At 59.4% G+C, this 15,717-nt stretch carries 16 protein-coding genes; 7 read left to right on the top strand and 9 right to left on the bottom strand.

The features are described from left to right. Positions 1–112 precede the first annotated feature (112 nt). Positions 113–1,279, top strand: a complete 1,167-nt coding sequence (gene ampC / locus AC1D2P_RS20820; RefSeq protein ID WP_477758229.1) for a class C beta-lactamase — start codon at positions 113–115, stop codon at positions 1,277–1,279. A 212-nt stretch (positions 1,280–1,491) separates the two neighbouring features. Here the strand turns inward: ampC and AC1D2P_RS20815 are convergent, their stop codons facing one another. Both AC1D2P_RS20815 and AC1D2P_RS20810 read right to left on the bottom strand, forming a co-directional pair. After that, on the bottom strand, positions 1,492–1,863 hold the full coding sequence (locus tag AC1D2P_RS20815) for a DUF6124 family protein (protein WP_046032595.1): 372 nt from the start codon (positions 1,861–1,863) through the stop codon (positions 1,492–1,494). Between the two features lie 260 nt (positions 1,864–2,123). Beyond that, positions 2,124–2,696, bottom strand: coding sequence for a DUF4174 domain-containing protein (locus AC1D2P_RS20810; protein ID WP_046032596.1), 573 nt, complete (start codon positions 2,694–2,696; stop codon positions 2,124–2,126). Positions 2,697–2,875: 179 nt separating this feature from the next. Between AC1D2P_RS20810 and AC1D2P_RS20805 the strand changes: the two genes are divergently transcribed. Next, complete coding sequence (locus AC1D2P_RS20805) at positions 2,876–3,244, top strand: VOC family protein (RefSeq protein WP_046032597.1); 369 nt, start codon at positions 2,876–2,878, stop codon at positions 3,242–3,244. Positions 3,245–3,264: 20 nt separating this feature from the next. On the opposite strand, the gene AC1D2P_RS20800 is transcribed toward AC1D2P_RS20805, so the two are convergent. After that, positions 3,265–4,050, bottom strand: a complete 786-nt coding sequence (locus AC1D2P_RS20800) for a sulfite exporter TauE/SafE family protein (protein WP_077431761.1) — start codon at positions 4,048–4,050, stop codon at positions 3,265–3,267. A gap of 226 nt (positions 4,051–4,276) precedes the next feature. Further along, positions 4,277–5,026, bottom strand: a complete 750-nt coding sequence (locus tag AC1D2P_RS20795; RefSeq protein WP_258666557.1) for a hypothetical protein — start codon at positions 5,024–5,026, stop codon at positions 4,277–4,279. Positions 5,027–5,258: 232 nt separating this feature from the next. On the opposite strand from AC1D2P_RS20795, the gene AC1D2P_RS20790 reads away from it, so the two are divergent. Continuing rightward, the gene (locus AC1D2P_RS20790) at positions 5,259–6,080 is read left to right on the top strand and encodes an aldo/keto reductase (protein WP_477758228.1); all 822 of its coding nucleotides are present in this window, start codon (positions 5,259–5,261) and stop codon (positions 6,078–6,080) included. Positions 6,081–6,110: 30 nt separating this feature from the next. Continuing rightward, positions 6,111–6,581, top strand: a complete 471-nt coding sequence (locus tag AC1D2P_RS20785) for a DUF1810 domain-containing protein (protein WP_223522510.1) — start codon at positions 6,111–6,113, stop codon at positions 6,579–6,581. Here the strand turns inward: AC1D2P_RS20785 and AC1D2P_RS20780 are convergent. Continuing rightward, the gene (locus AC1D2P_RS20780) at positions 6,546–8,906 is read right to left on the bottom strand and encodes a DNA polymerase II (RefSeq protein WP_477758227.1); all 2,361 of its coding nucleotides are present in this window, start codon (positions 8,904–8,906) and stop codon (positions 6,546–6,548) included. The two genes, AC1D2P_RS20785 and AC1D2P_RS20780, sit on opposite strands and share 36 nt — an antisense overlap. Before the next feature lie 221 nt (positions 8,907–9,127). On the opposite strand from AC1D2P_RS20780, the gene AC1D2P_RS20775 reads away from it, so the two are divergent. Beyond that, the gene (locus AC1D2P_RS20775; RefSeq protein ID WP_046032603.1) at positions 9,128–9,568 is read left to right on the top strand and encodes a CBS domain-containing protein; all 441 of its coding nucleotides are present in this window, start codon (positions 9,128–9,130) and stop codon (positions 9,566–9,568) included. A 131-nt stretch (positions 9,569–9,699) separates the two neighbouring features. Here AC1D2P_RS20775 and AC1D2P_RS20770 read toward each other — a convergent pair whose 3' ends face one another. Next, positions 9,700–10,323 carry a glutathione S-transferase N-terminal domain-containing protein gene (locus tag AC1D2P_RS20770; RefSeq protein ID WP_477758226.1) on the bottom strand — a complete coding sequence of 208 codons (624 nt, stop codon included), beginning with the start codon at positions 10,321–10,323 and terminating at the stop codon, positions 9,700–9,702. A gap of 61 nt (positions 10,324–10,384) precedes the next feature. Continuing rightward, positions 10,385–11,005, bottom strand: coding sequence for a cysteine hydrolase family protein (locus AC1D2P_RS20765; RefSeq protein ID WP_477758225.1), 621 nt, complete (start codon positions 11,003–11,005; stop codon positions 10,385–10,387). A 219-nt stretch (positions 11,006–11,224) separates the two neighbouring features. Between AC1D2P_RS20765 and AC1D2P_RS20760 the strand changes: the two genes are divergently transcribed. Further along, positions 11,225–11,548 (top strand): hypothetical protein, encoded by a 324-nt coding sequence (locus AC1D2P_RS20760; protein ID WP_477811570.1) that lies wholly within the window; start codon positions 11,225–11,227, stop codon positions 11,546–11,548. An 80-nt stretch (positions 11,549–11,628) separates the two neighbouring features. On the opposite strand, the gene AC1D2P_RS20755 is transcribed toward AC1D2P_RS20760, so the two are convergent. Beyond that, positions 11,629–12,723 (bottom strand): DUF1615 domain-containing protein, encoded by a 1,095-nt coding sequence (locus AC1D2P_RS20755; protein ID WP_109786659.1) that lies wholly within the window; start codon positions 12,721–12,723, stop codon positions 11,629–11,631. A gap of 185 nt (positions 12,724–12,908) precedes the next feature. Here AC1D2P_RS20755 and AC1D2P_RS20750 point away from each other — a divergent pair, with 185 nt between their 5' ends. Next, entirely contained in the window at positions 12,909–14,444 is a 1,536-nt protein-coding gene (locus AC1D2P_RS20750) for an FAD-dependent oxidoreductase (protein ID WP_477758224.1), read from the top strand. Positions 14,445–14,467: 23 nt separating this feature from the next. Here the strand turns inward: AC1D2P_RS20750 and hemB are convergent, their stop codons facing one another. Then, positions 14,468–15,442, bottom strand: coding sequence for a porphobilinogen synthase (gene hemB, locus AC1D2P_RS20745; protein WP_477758223.1), 975 nt, complete (start codon positions 15,440–15,442; stop codon positions 14,468–14,470). Positions 15,443–15,717: the final 275 nt, after the last annotated feature.

The raw sequence follows: 15,717 nt of genomic DNA, 5'->3' as shown, positions 1-15,717 counted from the left end.
GAAGTTCGGCAGACTGCCTAGATTCTGCTCGCCTGTTAGCTAGCCCGTTTTGCAAGAGCGCATGGAGTGTAGCGGGTTAACATCATCACAACTCATGAAGAGTGAATCAGACATGTATCAATACAAACTGCCAAGGCTAGCGACCTACAGCGTTTTCGCACTTCTGCTCGGCACAGCGCCGTGTTTCGCTGCAACACCGTCCGACCAGCAGCTCGAAGCCTTGGTCAACGCCACCGTCGGCCCGGTGATGCAGCAACAGAACATCACGGGACTCGCCGTTGCGATCACCCAAAATGGTCAGCAGCATTACTTTAATTACGGCGTAGCATCCAAAGAGGATGGCAAACCGGTCAGCCAGGACACCCTGTTCGAAATCGGCTCGGTCAGCAAAACCTTCACTGCCACGCTGGCCGCCTATGCACAGGCCAGCGGCAAACTGTCCCTGTCCGATACAGCCAGCGCTGTTTTACCAGCCTTGCGCGGCAGTGCGTTCGACCACATCAGCGTATTGCAATTGGCCACTTACACCGCTGGCGGGTTGCCGCTGCAGTTCCCCGAAAACGCAGACCACGCGGATAAGATGCTGGGTTATTTCAAGCAGTGGACACCGGTGTATCCCGCCGGAACCCATCGCCAGTATTCGAACCCAAGCATAGGGCTATCCGGTTACCTCGCCGCCTACAGCATGGGCCAGCCGTTCGATACCCTGTTGGAAAAGACCTTGTTGCCGAAACTGGGCCTTGAGCACACCTACCTCAATGTCCCCAAAAACCAGATGGGGCTTTACGCGCTGGGGTACAACAAAGACGACAAGCCGGTGCGTGTCGAGCCGGGTGCTCTGGACTCCGAAGCCTACGGCGTGAAAACCAGCGCCTCGGACTTACTGCGTTTTGTCGAAGCGAACATGAAACCGGCAGGGTTGGAAAAGCCGCTACAGCAAGCCATTGCCACCACCCACACCGGTTATTACACCGTGGGCAACATGACGCAGGGGCTGGCCTGGGAGTTCTACCCCTACCCGGTCACGCTGGATCGGCTGCTTGCCGGTAATTCGACCGAGATGGCAATGGAAGCGCACAAGGTCAATTGGTTGAACCCGCCGCAGCCACAACAGGAAAACCTGTTGTTCAACAAAACCGGCTCAACGGGTGGCTTTGGTGCCTATGTCGCGTTCGTACCCTCGAAGGACATCGGCATCGTGATCCTGGCCAACAAAAATTACCCAAACCCGGAACGCATCAAAATCGCCCACACGATATTGAGTGCCCTGACTGAATAACCAAGAGCAACGCGACTCCTGTAGCAGCTGCCGAGCCCGCGAGGCTGCGCTCGGCGACGAAGTCGTCGTGAAATCAGACGATGCAGTTTTTCAGGAAAACCGCGTCCGCCGGGTTTACGACGACTTCGTCGCCGAACGCAGCCTCACAGGCTCGGCAGCTACAGACGGATGGGTGACCCTTTGAGGTCACCTATTGTCGTTATGTCGCTCGCTTAATGCCGAGTCACTGGCGAACCGTCAGACGCATCGTCCTGCGGAACAAGGTTGTCCCGCACCTGGGTCACCAACAACTCAGCGATCATCGCCAACTGCTGGATCGAAAAGATTTCACCACGGTTCGGCGCGTCCAGTTTTGCCGCAAAATTCTCGAGCAGGGCATTCAGCGATGCGAGGGTTTCGCTGGCTTGCCTTAGCAGCGTCAGCGTGTCGACGCCGGGGACAACGGCGAATATCTGCCGAGCAGTGGGAACACGCCTGGGGCGTGGAATGACCGCCACTTCTGCGGTACCACACACCTTCACAGAATCGGGATGATCGGCATCGGTGGGCGTTTGCGGTTGTTGAGGCTTACTGATCTTTTTCACAGGCGGGGCTCCTTTTTCCACGGGGGTTTTCGTCCTTGGGTCCCTCAATATCGCGGACTTCAACAAAGGCTAGCGGTGCGCGCTGTAGGGCACCAGTTCATCAAGTGCTACACAACTTGAAGGAAATGTCCGAGGCCCGTGAAGGCGGGTACTTCACCTGCAAAAAAAATGGGCGATCGTTTAGATCGCCCATTGTCATGACGGAGACTGAAATCGGCGTTCAATCCCACCCATCAAAAGGAACAGACGCCCTCACCGTTTCAGTCATCCGGCATTTCCGGGGGCTTGGCCGGTTTGCCCGCTTTGCCAGCCTTTGCGCCCTTGGTGCCTTTGGCCCCATTGACGGGTTCGGCTTCAGCCGGGGGGGCTACGACCGCCGGCGCGGTGGCTTCTTTCTCAGCCGCTGGCAGGGCATCGATGGTGTCGAAAATCTTCTTCAAATCGACGGACTTTGACTCATCCCCCGAACTCTCAAGCTTCTTCTCGCCGTCCTTGCCGATCAGGATCACTTTGGGCAACGCCCCCGCACCAAGTTTCAGCGAGCGGATCAGTGCCATGGTGTCCTGCTGACCGAGGTCCCTGCCGTCAAGCTGCCCGAACATGTTCAGCACGCTGTACACCTTGATATTGCGTTGAGCGATCCCCTCTTTGTTGGCCGGATCAGCCAGCGACTTTTTCAGTCCCGTCCAGACCGGGTCGACGGTACTGGGCGCGATAACAATCAATGGCCTAAACCTGCCCTTGTCTATATCCAGCGGTGAATCGCCCTCGGCTGCGAACAAGGGACCGGCGAAAGCCAGCAAGGTTGTCAGGGTCAAAAACCTGATGAGCATGCGCATCTCCTTTTGATAACCACGCTCTAATGATTGCGCATCGCGGCGTTCGTTCCGGTGACGCACCGCAATTGTGTTTCGCCTTGACCCAAGCTTAGGTCAGGGCGGTCATTGCGCAACAGGCTGAGCTACTCTCATCACTTAAAACGACCCACCTGAACCGCCGTGAGGACAACTCCATGAGCGCTCAGTTGAACCACACCATCGTCTGGTGCCGCGACAAACAGGTTTCCGCGAATTTCCTCGCCGAACTCCTCGGCCTGCCCGCTCCCGAGCCTTTCGGCCCCATGCTGGTCGTCAAGTTCGATAACGGTGTGTCGCTGGATTTCTACAACAATGAGCCGCCGATTGCGTCCCAGCACTATGCGTTTTTGATCGGTGACGATGACTTCGACAACGCGTTCGCGCGCCTGCAAGCATGCGGACAGCCTTGGTGGGCTGATCCGGGCAAGCAGCGGCCGAAGGAAATCAATGAGTACGCAGGGGGACGGCGGGTGTATTTCGATGACCCGGACGGGCATCTGCTGGAAATTTTCACCCGCGAGTGAAGCTGGCGCATGGGGTTGAATCAGAACGCCAGTTTGTAACCGATCAAAACCAACATGGTTGCCAGGCAAGGGCGCAACAGTTCATCGGAGATGCGCCCGGTCAAATGGCTGCCCAACCAGATACCCGGCAGCGAACCGATCAGCAGGTAACCCAGCACATGCCAATCCATGTTGCCCATGCTCGCATGGCCAAGCCCGGCGACCAGCGTCAGTGGCACGGCGTGGGCGATTTCCGTACCGACGAGGCGGCGGGTTGGCAACAGCGGGTACAGGATGAACAATGCGACGGTGCCCAGGGCGCCGGCACCAATGGACGTCAACGCAACCATGGTGCCCAGCACCAGGCCCGTGATGACGGTCATTACATTGAGGCGCGAACCGCTGGGGTTATAGTTGCCACCCGCGCGTTTGTGCGCGAAATCGAGCAGGCGCTTCTTGAACAGAATCGCCAGCGCCGTGGCGAACAGGACGAACCCCAGCGCTTGTTTGATGATGGCATTCATCGTTTCAGGCGCGGTGTGCAAGCTGCTCAGGAACCACAACGTCAACGCCACTGCCGGTACGCTGCCGAGGGTCAGCCAGCCGGTGATCGCCCAGTCGATGTTGTTGTTTTTCCGGTGAACGAGCACGCCACTGGATTTGGTGATTGCCGCGTACAGCAAATCGGTGCCGACTGCCGTCGCGGGGTTGATACCGAACCACAACAGGATCGGGGTCATCAATGACCCGCCACCGACGCCCGTCATGCCGACAATAAAGCCAACGACCAACCCGGCAATGACCAACCCGATGTTCACTAATTCCATTGATACGTCCACAAAGATCGCAGGGAAAACTGGCCCGCAGCATAGCGATTTTTCTTATAACCACTTATATCGATGCGAACTATCGTTATACCCGAGACATAACAACACCCCATTCCCCTGTAGGAGCTGAGCTTGCTCGCGATAGCGGTATAACATTCAACATATGTGGTGGCTCAAAGTCCGCTATCGCGAGCAAGCTCAGCTCCTACAGAGTTTGTGTCGGGGTTTATTGCACCGGCAGGAAATTCAGAAACAACAGACTCTGCGCGTAGTTCAAGCCGATGCGCCGGTAGCGTTCGTCCAGCATCTGCGTCAGTAAATCCAGGCGTGCGACGATTTTGCCGAATTCCACGGCAAAACTCAGGTTGCTGCCCTCCTCCGAAATTTCATTGGAAAACAGCAACGGCTCACCATTGCTGTTTTGCCGTTGGCTGAGAATCCACGTGGCGATCTCGATGTTGCGCGCGGCATTGCTGACGAACGTCGGGTTGATCGCATCCGTCATGTAGAACTCCAGACGATTGCCGTGAGCGGTCACCAGCATGCTGCCGATGGCATAGATGAAGGCACCGACCCGGTCACCGAGAAATTCCGGGCTCATGGCATACCGAAGGGCCGCCAGGTCTTTTTTACCGCCCAGGGTGGGCAACGGCGTTTGCAGCTCGATGGCCATGCGCACTTGTTTGCCAGCGGTTCGGGCATCGAGGAAACCGGATTTCTTCAGCTCATCGGGGTTGCGCAGGTAAAGCTTGCTCATCAGCAGGTAGAGGCTGTCGAGGTTGTCACGCATTGTCAGCGTGGCCATGCGGTCGACGCTGGTCTGCAGGAATTCCTGCGGCCTGCCTTCACGGAACTGGCTGACGATGTCGTTGCCCTGCTGCTGGCTGCAACCGCTGACAAAGAGCATTGTCAGGCAGGTCGAAAGCAGGCAACAGCGGTGGATCGGTGAGGTGATACGGGGTAAAACTCGAGCCATGGGTTCTTGAACTTGGGCATGGGCCGACGGTGGGGATCGCCGCCGGCTGCCCAAGGATAGAGCCACCAAAACCAGAAAAGTGCAGTGCCGGTGGTCCGTGGGCAACGATACCGACAATCTGCAGCTGAGATTTCGTCGTGTTCGCTATCACCAACTATCTAGTGCGCTGCGGAACCACCGGGGCATTTTGCTGCCCATTTAATATCCACCGAGTTACAAAAAGGAGGTTTTCATGCGGACCCTCGAATTGGCCGGCTCCCAGGTTCCGGTCATCGGCCAGGGCACCTGGCGCATGGGCGAGGATCGCTCGGCGCACCGGCATGAAGTCGCCGCCCTGCGGCTGGGTATCGAGTTAGGCATGACGTTGATCGATACCGCCGCAATGTACGCTGAAGGCGGTGCCGAGGAAGTGGTCGCTGAAGCCATCAGTGGTCTGCGTGACAACGTCTTTCTGGTCAGCAAGGTCTACCCCCACAACGCCAGCTGCAAAGGCATTCCCCAGGCCTGCGAGCGCAGCCTTCGGCGTCTGAACACCGATTACATCGACTTGTACCTGTTGCACTGGCGTGGCCAGTATTCCCTGGAGGAAACCGTCGAAGCCTTCGAACGCCTGCGTGAAGACGGCAAGATCGGTCGTTGGGGCGTGTCCAATTTCGATGTGGACGACCTGCAAGAACTCGACTCACCGGCCTGCGCCACCAATCAGGTGCTCTACAACCTGGAAGAGCGCGGCATCGAATTTGATTTGCTGCCCTGGAGCCAACAGCATCGCCAGCCATTGATGGCTTACTGCCCGATCGGTCAGGGCGGGCAAATGCTGGCCCATCCGGCGCTGAAAAAGGTTGCCGCCCGTCATGGGGCGTCACCGGCTCAAGTAGCGCTGGCATGGATTCTGCGGCAGAGCGGCGTGATCGCCATCCCCAAAGCGGTCAAACCTGAACACGTGCAATTGAATGCGCAAGCCGCGCAGTTGCGGCTCGAACCCGGGGATCTGGAGGCGCTGGATCACGCGTTTCACGCGCCACAACGCAAACATCGGTTGGCCATGGTCTGAACCATCGCCGATTTGCCAGAGGGCATGTGCATGAGAAGCACCGATCAGCTCGACGCTTTTAATTTGCCACGCTTCGTCCAGGCTCAAGACCCGGTATTCGAATGGGTACAGGAAGAACTGCACGCCGGTAAAAAACGCCGTCACTGGATGTGGTTCATCTTTCCGCAGCTTGCCGGGTTAGGCGGGAGCGAGATGTCCCGCCACTTCGCCATACGCTCCGATGAGGAAGCCGCGGCGTATCTGGAGCATCCACTGCTGGGCCCGCGCCTGCGGACCTGCACGCAATTGGTCCTGAACGTCAAACAACGCTCGATCGCCGATATCTTCGGCCATCCTGATGACCTGAAGTTTCACTCCTCGATGACCCTGTTTGCCCAGGTCGCCCCCGACGACAGCGTTTTCCATCGAGCCCTCGAGCAATATTTCCACGGCATACGGGATGACTGGACGCTGTCTCTGCTGGACCTAAAACAAGCCCATTTGCCCACCAATCAGCGTTGAGAAGTCGTCGTCCACAAACGGCAGGATCGCATCCGCCACCGGTTGCAGCTGCCGGGTGACGTAGTGGTCATAGTCGATGGGCGCGCTGCGGATCTCCAGCGGCTCGGGCCCGGCGACGGTGATCACGTAGCTGATCCAGCCGCCGTTCTGGTACTGACGTGGGCGACCCTGCCGGTCATTGAAATCATCGGCGATGCGCGCGGCGCGCACGTGGGGCGGCACGTTGCGCTCGTAGTCATCGAGGGTGCGGCGCAGACGCTTGCGGTAAATCAGACGGTCGTCGAACTCGCCGGCCAGGGTCTTGCGCACGTAATCGCGAACGTAATCCTGATACGGCTTGCGATGGAAGATCCGCGAGTACAGCTCCTGCTGGAATTGCCGGGCCAGTGGCGACCAGTCGGTGCGCACGGTTTCCAGGCCTTTGTAGACCATTTCATCAGAGCCATCGGCGCGCGTGACCAGGCCGGCATAACGCTTCTTGCTGCCCTCCTCCGCGCCACGGATGGTTGGCATCAGAAAGCGCTTGTAGTGGGTTTCGAACTGCAACTCCAACGCACTTTCCAGTCCGTACTCCGCTCGCACATGCTCGCGCCACCACTGGTTGACGTGATCGACCAACGCAAAACCGATCTGCGCGGCTTCCTCCTGTCCGTGGGCCCGGCGCAGCCAGACGAAGGTGGAGTCAGTATCGCCGTAAATCACCGTGTGGCCCTGGGCTTCGATCAACTGCCGGGTGCGCAGCATGATTTCGTGACCGCGCAAGGTAATGGACGAAGCCAGGCGCGTGTCGAAGAAGCGGCAGCCGCTGGAACCGAGCACGCCGTAGAAGGCATTCATGATGATCTTCAGCGCCTGGGACAGCGGTGCGTTGTGTTCGCGCTTGGCGGTTTCGCGACCTTCGGCCACCCGGGCGACGATGGCCGGCAGGCAATGCCGGGTTCTGGAAAAACGTGCCCCGCGAAAACCCGGTACCGAGTCTCTGTCGTCGGGATGTTGCAAGCCTTCGATCAACCCGACCGGGTCGATCAGAAAGGTACGGATGATCGACGGGTAGAGGCTTTTATAGTCGAGCACCAACACCGACTCGTACAGGCCCGGCTGTGAGTCCATGACAAAGCCGCCGGGGCTGGCCTGCGGTGACTGGCGGCCAAGGTTGGGCGCGACAAAGCCCTGGCGGTGCATCAGCGGCATGTACAAGTGGGTGAACGCCGCCACCGAACCACCGCTGCGATCGGCCGGCAAACCGGTGACGCTGGCCCGTTCCAGCAGGAAAGTCAGCAACTGGGTCTTGGCGAAAATCCGCGTCACCAGTTCGCAGTCTTTGAGGTTGTACGTGGCGAGGGCCGGTTTGTCCTCGGCGAACATCCGGTTGATTTCGTCCATGCGCTGGTAAGGCGTGCTGATTGACTTGCCCTCACCGAGCAGGGTTTGCGCGACGTTTTCCAGGCTGAACGACGGGAAGTTCCAGGTCGCCGAGCGCAGGGACTCAATACCGTCGATGATCAACCGCCCTGCCGCCGAGGCGAAGTAATGGTTGCGGCTGCCGTGTTCGCGCCATTGCATCTCTTCACCACCACGCCCCAGCTTGAGCGGGACCGCCAGGCGCCGGGCGTGTTCATGGAGCACGCGCAGGTCGAACTGCACGACGTTCCAGCCGATGATTGCGTCGGGGTCGTGGCGGGCAAACCATTCATTGAGCTTTTTCAGCAGCACGGTTCGCGAGTCGCAGTACTCGAGCTGGAAATCCACCTGGCTGTCGTCGCCGTTGGGCGGTCCGAGCATGTACACCTGCCGCTCGCCGCAGCCTTCCAGCGCAATGGAATACAACTCGCCCTGCGCGGTGGTTTCGATGTCCAGCGAGACCAGGCGCAGCGTTGGTCGGTAGTCCGGATCGGGTTTCATCTGCGCGTCGAGCAACAGGCCCTGCGCATCGGGCGTGCCGCCAAAAATCACCGGCGCCGTGATGAACCGCTCCATCATGTAGCGCTCCGGCGGGCGCACGTCGCCCTCGAACATCTCGACGCTGGCCTTGCGCAGCGCGGTTTCCAGGCGCATCAACTGACCGTGCTGCTGGCAATACAAGCCGAGCACCGGGCGGTGCTCGAAATCCAGAAGCGCCAGGGGCTTGAGCTCGACGTTTTTCTCGCCGTGCAGCACTGCCTCAGCCTGCTCGCGCTGCTGCGCCGCAATGAACCCCACCGACGGCTGATGAGGCAAGCGGATGCGCCGGGGACCGGAGTCGGTCGCCAGCCAGAACTCGACTTCCGTACCGGCCGGGGTGTCGCGCCAATGCCGGGTCAGGACGAAGCCCTGCTGTAAGTCCACCACTGCAACCTCACGTTTTGTTCAGGCTGCAATTCTACCCGTCATCAAGGGCCAGCGGGTCAGGGGTGAGATTTTCCCTTGGCACGCCCCTTTCGACGAAGCTTTACCAAAGAAAAACCGCCGAATGACGTTTTTTGAGTGTTATCTGCCGCTTTCTCCCTTGCCCTCAGCGCTTGCGTCTACGATTCTTCAAGAACAACGACAACACCCGAGAAACCGCCATGAAAACCGTCGCTCAACTGCTCAAGCTCAAAGATCAGAAGAATCAGGAAGTGCATCAGATCAAGCCTGATCATATGGTGCTGGAAGCACTGATGAAGATGGCCGAGAAAAACGTCGGTGCCTTGCTGGTGGTAGAAAATGACGAAGTGCTGGGCATCATCAGTGAACGCGACTACGCCCGCAAACTGGTGCTGCATGGCCGCTCCTCGGTCGGTACGCCGGTGCGCGACATCATGGTGTCCCCAGTCATTACCGTGGACACCCATCAAACCGTCGATACGTGCCTGGGCATCATGTCCGACAGGCGCCTGCGTCACTTGCCGGTGGTGGAGAACGGCAAGTTGATCGGTTTGTTGTCGATCGGCGACCTGGTCAAGGAGGCCATTGCCGAGCAGGCTGAACTGATTCAACAACTGGAGCAGTACATCCGCGGCGAATAATCCGAACACACTACAAAAACCTGTGGGAGCCGGGCTTGCCCGCGATGGGATCAACCCGGTTCGACGTCAAACCGGGTCGCCTGCATCGCGGGCAAGCCCGGCGCCTACAGCTCACCGTTGATCTTTTGTGTTCAGGTTGGCCAATGCCGCGCGAAGACCGGTGCCAAGGTCGGGTGCCGGTCTATACGCTCAAGCCATGCAAAAAAACCGGGCCGGGTACGGCGTAAATGCTCCCGGCTGCCCGCCCATCTCGACACCACCGCCGCCAGTACATCCAGCGCTCCCGGCGTCTCATCGCCCAGATACAGCTCGCCGGAAAACTGATCGGCAAACACCTCCCTGCTCCAGTGCAAGCGTGTGCGGGCGCCGGCCATGAGATTTTGTCTGGACGACTCATCCGCCTCGATCAACCAGCGTTCGGGGTAATCGATAATGCCGATGGCGGTGTAGCAATTGCAGATGATGAACGCCAGGCCCCGAATGGCTTGATCGCGATCAGCGGCCAGCTTCGGCAGCAGGTTCGACTCGGGAAAGGTCAACCCGAGATGAATCAGGATCGCCGCGCTTTCGCTCAGCACACTGGCATCTGGCAATTGCAGGGTTGGGATTTGCTTGAGCGGGTTGAGTTTTTCCAGCGCGTGGGCGGCCTCTAGCGAAGATTCGACGTCAATGAAGCGATAAGGAATTTCACAGAGTTCGAGGGCAGCCTCTATCGCCGCCGCGCCGGAATTCTGGTGTCCATAAAGTTGGTACATGGTGCGGCCTCCTGGCGTGACAAAAATGAAGGATCAAGAGAGGCGCCATCTGCTGGCCGTACTAGCCCAGCGCTGCGATCAACTCGGCCGTCGTGACGATCGAATGCGCATACGTCGGCCCGTTGATCTCATGCGCGGCATGCATGGCTTCTGCACTGAACGCGGCGGTGGCGTCGCGCACCAGCGTCACGTGATAGCCCAATTCAGCGGCAAACTTGCCGGTGGTTTCGATGCAGGTATTGGCGAGCATCCCCACCACCACGACCTTGTCGATCCCGTGTTGCTTGAGCAAAAAGTCCAGGTCGGTGTTGGCGAAACCGCTGCCGCCCCAGTGTTCCTTGACGATCACGTCGCCCGCCTCGGGATGGAAGTCCGGGTGCCATTCCCCGCCCCAGGCTCCCGCCGCAAACACTTGCGCGCTGCTGGCCCCTTGTTGATAAGGGCTGGGATGCTGCCAGTGGGCCAGGTCATCCGGTTCGGCGCGGTGGTGGGGTACATAGAAAACCCGGATCCCGGCATGGCGAGCGGCCGACACCACGGCCTTCAGATTGGCCAGCGTGCCGACGCTGTCAGCCACCGGTTTGGCCCGACCGTGAAGTTTGCCCCCTTCGCTGAGGAAGTCGTTGTAAGGGTCCACCAGCAGTAGGCCGGTGTGTTCGGCAACATAAGAACAGGTATTCATGATTGGCTCCTCGGGGGCACGCGCCAGCTAACCAGTGTAGAAGTGCCGCTCAACCCTACCCGCGCTATCCGACGACTGAACCATCACACCTGCGTGGGGTTACTTTCATCACCTATCAATACCGTCGATGTTCACAATCACAGCAATGAAGTTCTCATAAAAAATCGTCGGCGTAACATCCGCTCCATACCAACCAATAACACCCCGGAGCACACCCTCATGAAACGCCAAACTCTTCTCAGCATCGCTTTCTCGGTTTTTGCAGTTAACGCTTTTGCCGCTACCTCTGCTCAACCTGTCGTCGCCGAAGGCGGCTCGGATCGCCTGATTGAAAGCCGTGTGGCTGAAGGAGGTTCGGATCGTTTGATCGAGAATCGTGTTGCCGCTGATGGTTCCGACCGTCTGATGCAGAACCGCGTTGCTGAAGGTGGCTCCGACCGTCTGATCGAAAACCGCGTTGCCGCTGATGGTTCCGACCGTCTGATGCAGAACCGCGTTGCTGAAGGTGGCTCCGACCGCTTGATCGAAAGCCGTGCTGCATAAATGCAGGGTTTTACCGCAGGACTCAATGAAAAACCCGGCCTCACCCGCCGGGCTTTTTTACGTCTGTTTTTTGCTTCCGCTCACTGGCCTGCCCGCACCAGGCAGCGCTGATAACGCTCATCGACCCGTTTGGCGAACCACGCCGTCGTGAGTTTTCGGGTGATTTTCGGACTTTGCAACTCGATCCCCGGTAACACTGCACGAGGCAATGACCGGCCCTCGGCCTGGTCGGCCAACGCGAACACCCGCCGATAGAGTTCGGTGTTCTCTAATGTCAGACTTTTGCCCTCCTCCAATTGATTGCGAATGGTCGTATTGCGCATGCCCAACTGCTTGCCGAGGCTGCGCACCGCCAATTCAGTGGTGCCGGGCATGATCGAGTCATAGCGAACCAGATCGCCATCCAGCGCCAGCGGAATGCCTGACACCCGACTCAACGCGTTCTGAAACGCCGCATTGCGGCTGGCATACCAGCCGGCATTGAAATCCGCGAAGCGATACAGCGGTTGCGTATAGCTCACCGGGTAACCCAGCAAGTGGGCGATGCCGAAGTACATGCCGCCTCGGCGGCTGAACACTTCATGCCGGATCGAGCCGTTCACCGGGTACGGATAGCCCCGCGCCTGCTGCTCGGCGAAATCGATGCTGACCTGCATTGGCCCGCCGGTGTGCACCGGATTGAAGCCACCGAACAGGGTCTTGCCCAATGGCACCATGCCAATGAAGTCATCGAAAATCGCGCTGAGTTCTTTCTCGCTGCGCGCTGCTTTGAGGCGCTCGCTGTAGCTTTTGCCGTTGGGTGAACGCAACTGCAATGCGCCACTGACCAACAGACTGGGGATATGAGCTTTAGCGGCGCGACGATCGATCTCTTCCCGAGCGATCTTGCCCAGGCCCGGCACCGGCGGGTCGACCTGAAATGTGGATTCCTGCTCGGTGACGGCGATCACCGAACACAGGTTTTGCGTGGAGGGATCAAGTTTCCGGGTAGCGAATGCGGTGTATATGTCCGTGGCCCAGCCCTGCCGATCGGTGGTTTTAACCGGCAATAGCCGCACGATCTCGGCCTTGACCTCGGCGGGCGTGCGCGCAGGCTGTTCCTGCGAGCGTTGAGTGCCGCAACCGGCCAAAAGCAACAGCACCGCAACCCCCGTGAGCAATCGATTGGCTTGCATGGTGCTCCATCAAATCCGTTGAACCGGGTTAACCATACGACCAATGGCATGGCGCAGGCTATGACTCCTGCCGCCGCGCCCCGTTCCCCGGTCGCAGCAGCACGGCCGTTTTCCGTTGGGCAGTCAGCCTGCCTGCGCTGCACGAGTGGACCATACTTGAGCCAGTCACCGAGGAGGACAGGTTGATGAATCGTAGTGACGTGCTGATCGTCGGCGCCGGCCCGACCGGGCTGGTACTCGCGCTGTGGTTGAGCAAACTGGGCGTTCGCGTGCGGATTCTCGACAAGACGTCAGCACCCGGCACGACGTCGCGGGCACTCGCGGTCCAGGCGCGGACACTGGAGCTGTATCGCCAGCTCGATCTCAGCGAGGCCGTGGTGCAAAACGGTCATCGTGTTGAGGCGGCGAATTTCTGGGTCAAGGGCGAACCGGTGGCGCGCTTGCCCCTGAGCCGCGTCGGCGAGGGACTGACGCCCTACGCCTTCCTCGAAATATACCCTCAGGACGAGCACGAGCGACTGCTGATAAAACGCCTCGAAGCCTTTGGCATTCAAGTGGAGCGCAACACGGAACTGGAAAGCTTCACAGACACCGGCGATGGCATCACCGCCCAACTGCGCTTGCCCGACGGCCAGCAGGAAACCTGTCAGGCCTGTTATCTGGCGGGTTGCGACGGTGCCCGGTCAATTGTGCGCAAGACCCTGGACACCGGCTTTCCGGGCGGGACCTACCAGCAGATTTTCTATGTCGCCGACGTACAAGCCAGCGGGCCGACCTTCAATGGCGAGCTGCATGTGGATCTGGATGAAGCGGACTTCCTCGCCATATTTCCACTCGGCGGCACAGGCCGTGCCCGGTTGATCGGCACCGTGCGCGACGAACGTGCCGAGCAGGCTGAAACCCTGCAGTTTGAGGACGTCAGCAGCCGGGCCATCGAACATCTGAAGGTGCAGATCGAACAGGTGAACTGGTTCTCGACCTACCGTGTGCATCATCGGGTGGCCGACCACTTTCGCACCGCACGCGCGTTTCTATTGGGTGACGCCGCCCATGTGCACAGCCCGGCGGGTGGTCAGGGCATGAACACCGGAATCGGCGATGCCATCAACCTGGCATGGAAACTCGCGGCGGTGTTAAGCGGCGGCGCTACGGCCAAGCTGCTGGACACGTACGAAACCGAGCGTATCGCGTTCGCCCGCAAACTGGTCGCCACCACCGACCGTGTATTCACGTTCGTCACCGCCGAAGGTCGTCTGGCCGACGTGCTGCGTACACGGCTGGCACCGTTTGTGATTCCCAAAATGGCTTCGTTTGAAGCGACCCGCGAGTTCCTGTTTCGTACGGTCTCGCAGATCACCCTCAATTATCGCGGCATGCCGCTGAGCACTGGCGTTGCCGGGCACGTTCACGGCGGTGATCGCCTGCCTTGGGCCCACGACGGTGAGGGCGACAATTTTGAATCGCTGAAGCATCCGAACTGGCAAGTGCATGTGTATGGCGACACCAGCGACGAGATGATCGCTTGGTGTAATGAGCATCACCTGCCGCTGCAGGTGTTCGGCTGGAGGCCCGCGTTTGAAGCCGCGGGGCTGGGCCGTAACGGGTTTTACCTGTTACGGCCGGATACGTATGTGGCGATTGCCGAGACGTGTTCCGATCCGAAGGTGATCGAGCGGTACTTCAGGGATCACGGGATTCGGCCATTTTTTGGCTGCCCCTGAGAACACCACATTGGCAATGGGGTTCAGATGCCAGCCAGGGCCAGGTCCATCGCGAAGTAGGTGAAAATCAAATCCGCCCCCGCGCGCTTGATCGCCCCGAGGCTTTCACGCACCACGCGATCCTCATCGATCGCCCCCGCTTGCGCCGCGAATTTGATCATCGCGTACTCGCCACTGACCTGGTACGCCGACAACGGCAAACGCGACACCTCGCGGATGTCGCGGATGATGTCCAGGTAGGCACCGGCCGGTTTCACCATCAGGGCGTCAGCACCTTCCTGTTCGTCCATCAACGATTCGCGCACCGCTTCGCGGCGGTTCATCGGGTTCATCTGATAGCTTTTGCGGTCGCCCTTGAGGGCGCTGCCGCCGGCTTCACGGAACGGGCCATAGAGTGCCGAGGCAAATTTGGTGGAATACGCCATGATCGCGGTCTGGCTGAAACCCGCGTCATCCAGCGCCCGGCGAATCGCCTGGACCTGCCCGTCCATGGCCGCCGAGGGCGCAATCACATCGGCGCCAGCCCGCGCGGCGGCCACGGCTTGCTTGCCGAGGTTGATCAGGGTCTGGTCGTTATCGACTTCGTGGTTGTGCAGCACGCCGCAATGGCCGTGGTCGGTGTATTCGCAGAAGCAGGTGTCGGACATCACGATCATCTCTGGCACGGCATCCTTGGCGATCCGCGACATGCGCGACACCAGCCCGTTGTCGTTCCAGGTGTCGCTGCCACTGCTGTCCAGATGATGCGACACGCCGAAGGTCATCACGGATTTGATGCCGGCGCGGGCGTAGCGCTCGATCTCGCCGGCCAGTTTCGACTCCGGAATGCGCATCACGCCAGGCATGCTTTTGATCGGCACGAAGTCGTCGATTTCTTCCTCGACGAAAATCGGCAGTACCAGATCGTTCAGGCTGAATTCGGTTTCCTGGAACAGGCTGCGCAGGCTCGCATTGCGGCGCAGACGGCGTGGACGTGCTTCGGGGAACTGACTGGACATGGGCATTCCTGAAAACGGAGGACAAGATAAACGTCGTAGGGAGCGAAGCTTATGCCTTGCAAGGCGCCAGGCACAAACCTCAAGAGCGGAAAAACCCTTACCGGGTCAGCAATAATCCGCGCCTGTAACACATCCCTCGTAGCAGCTGCCGAGCGTGCGAGGCTGCGTCCGGCTGCGAAGCAGTCGCAAAACCTGCAACCGAATTCTTTCAGTCAAACCGCGTTCACCGGGCCACGACTGCTGCGCAGCCGGACGCAGCCTCGCACGCCGCAGGC

It is taken from the genome of Pseudomonas sp. P1_F1_2 (assembly GCF_056405815.1).
The sequence above is the reverse complement of the archived record's forward strand: the minus strand, read 5'-3'. Positions and strand labels throughout refer to the sequence as shown.

Coding starts and splice junctions, on each gene's coding strand:
- ampC (WP_477758229.1), top strand. CDS start 113: ATGTATCAATACAAACTGCCAAGGCTAGCGACCTACAGCGTTTTCGCA.
- AC1D2P_RS20760 (WP_477811570.1), top strand. CDS start 11,225: ATGAAACGCCAAACTCTTCTCAGCATCGCTTTCTCGGTTTTTGCAGTT.
- AC1D2P_RS20795 (WP_258666557.1), bottom strand. CDS start 5,026: ATGGCTCGAGTTTTACCCCGTATCACCTCACCGATCCACCGCTGTTGC.
- AC1D2P_RS20805 (WP_046032597.1), top strand. CDS start 2,876: ATGAGCGCTCAGTTGAACCACACCATCGTCTGGTGCCGCGACAAACAG.
- AC1D2P_RS20770 (WP_477758226.1), bottom strand. CDS start 10,323: ATGTACCAACTTTATGGACACCAGAATTCCGGCGCGGCGGCGATAGAG.
- AC1D2P_RS20755 (WP_109786659.1), bottom strand. CDS start 12,723: ATGCAAGCCAATCGATTGCTCACGGGGGTTGCGGTGCTGTTGCTTTTG.
- AC1D2P_RS20785 (WP_223522510.1), top strand. CDS start 6,111: ATGAGAAGCACCGATCAGCTCGACGCTTTTAATTTGCCACGCTTCGTC.
- AC1D2P_RS20800 (WP_077431761.1), bottom strand. CDS start 4,050: ATGGAATTAGTGAACATCGGGTTGGTCATTGCCGGGTTGGTCGTTGGC.
- hemB (WP_477758223.1), bottom strand. CDS start 15,442: ATGTCCAGTCAGTTCCCCGAAGCACGTCCACGCCGTCTGCGCCGCAAT.
- AC1D2P_RS20790 (WP_477758228.1), top strand. CDS start 5,259: ATGCGGACCCTCGAATTGGCCGGCTCCCAGGTTCCGGTCATCGGCCAG.
- AC1D2P_RS20765 (WP_477758225.1), bottom strand. CDS start 11,005: ATGAATACCTGTTCTTATGTTGCCGAACACACCGGCCTACTGCTGGTG.
- AC1D2P_RS20810 (WP_046032596.1), bottom strand. CDS start 2,696: ATGCTCATCAGGTTTTTGACCCTGACAACCTTGCTGGCTTTCGCCGGT.
- AC1D2P_RS20750 (WP_477758224.1), top strand. CDS start 12,909: ATGAATCGTAGTGACGTGCTGATCGTCGGCGCCGGCCCGACCGGGCTG.
- AC1D2P_RS20775 (WP_046032603.1), top strand. CDS start 9,128: ATGAAAACCGTCGCTCAACTGCTCAAGCTCAAAGATCAGAAGAATCAG.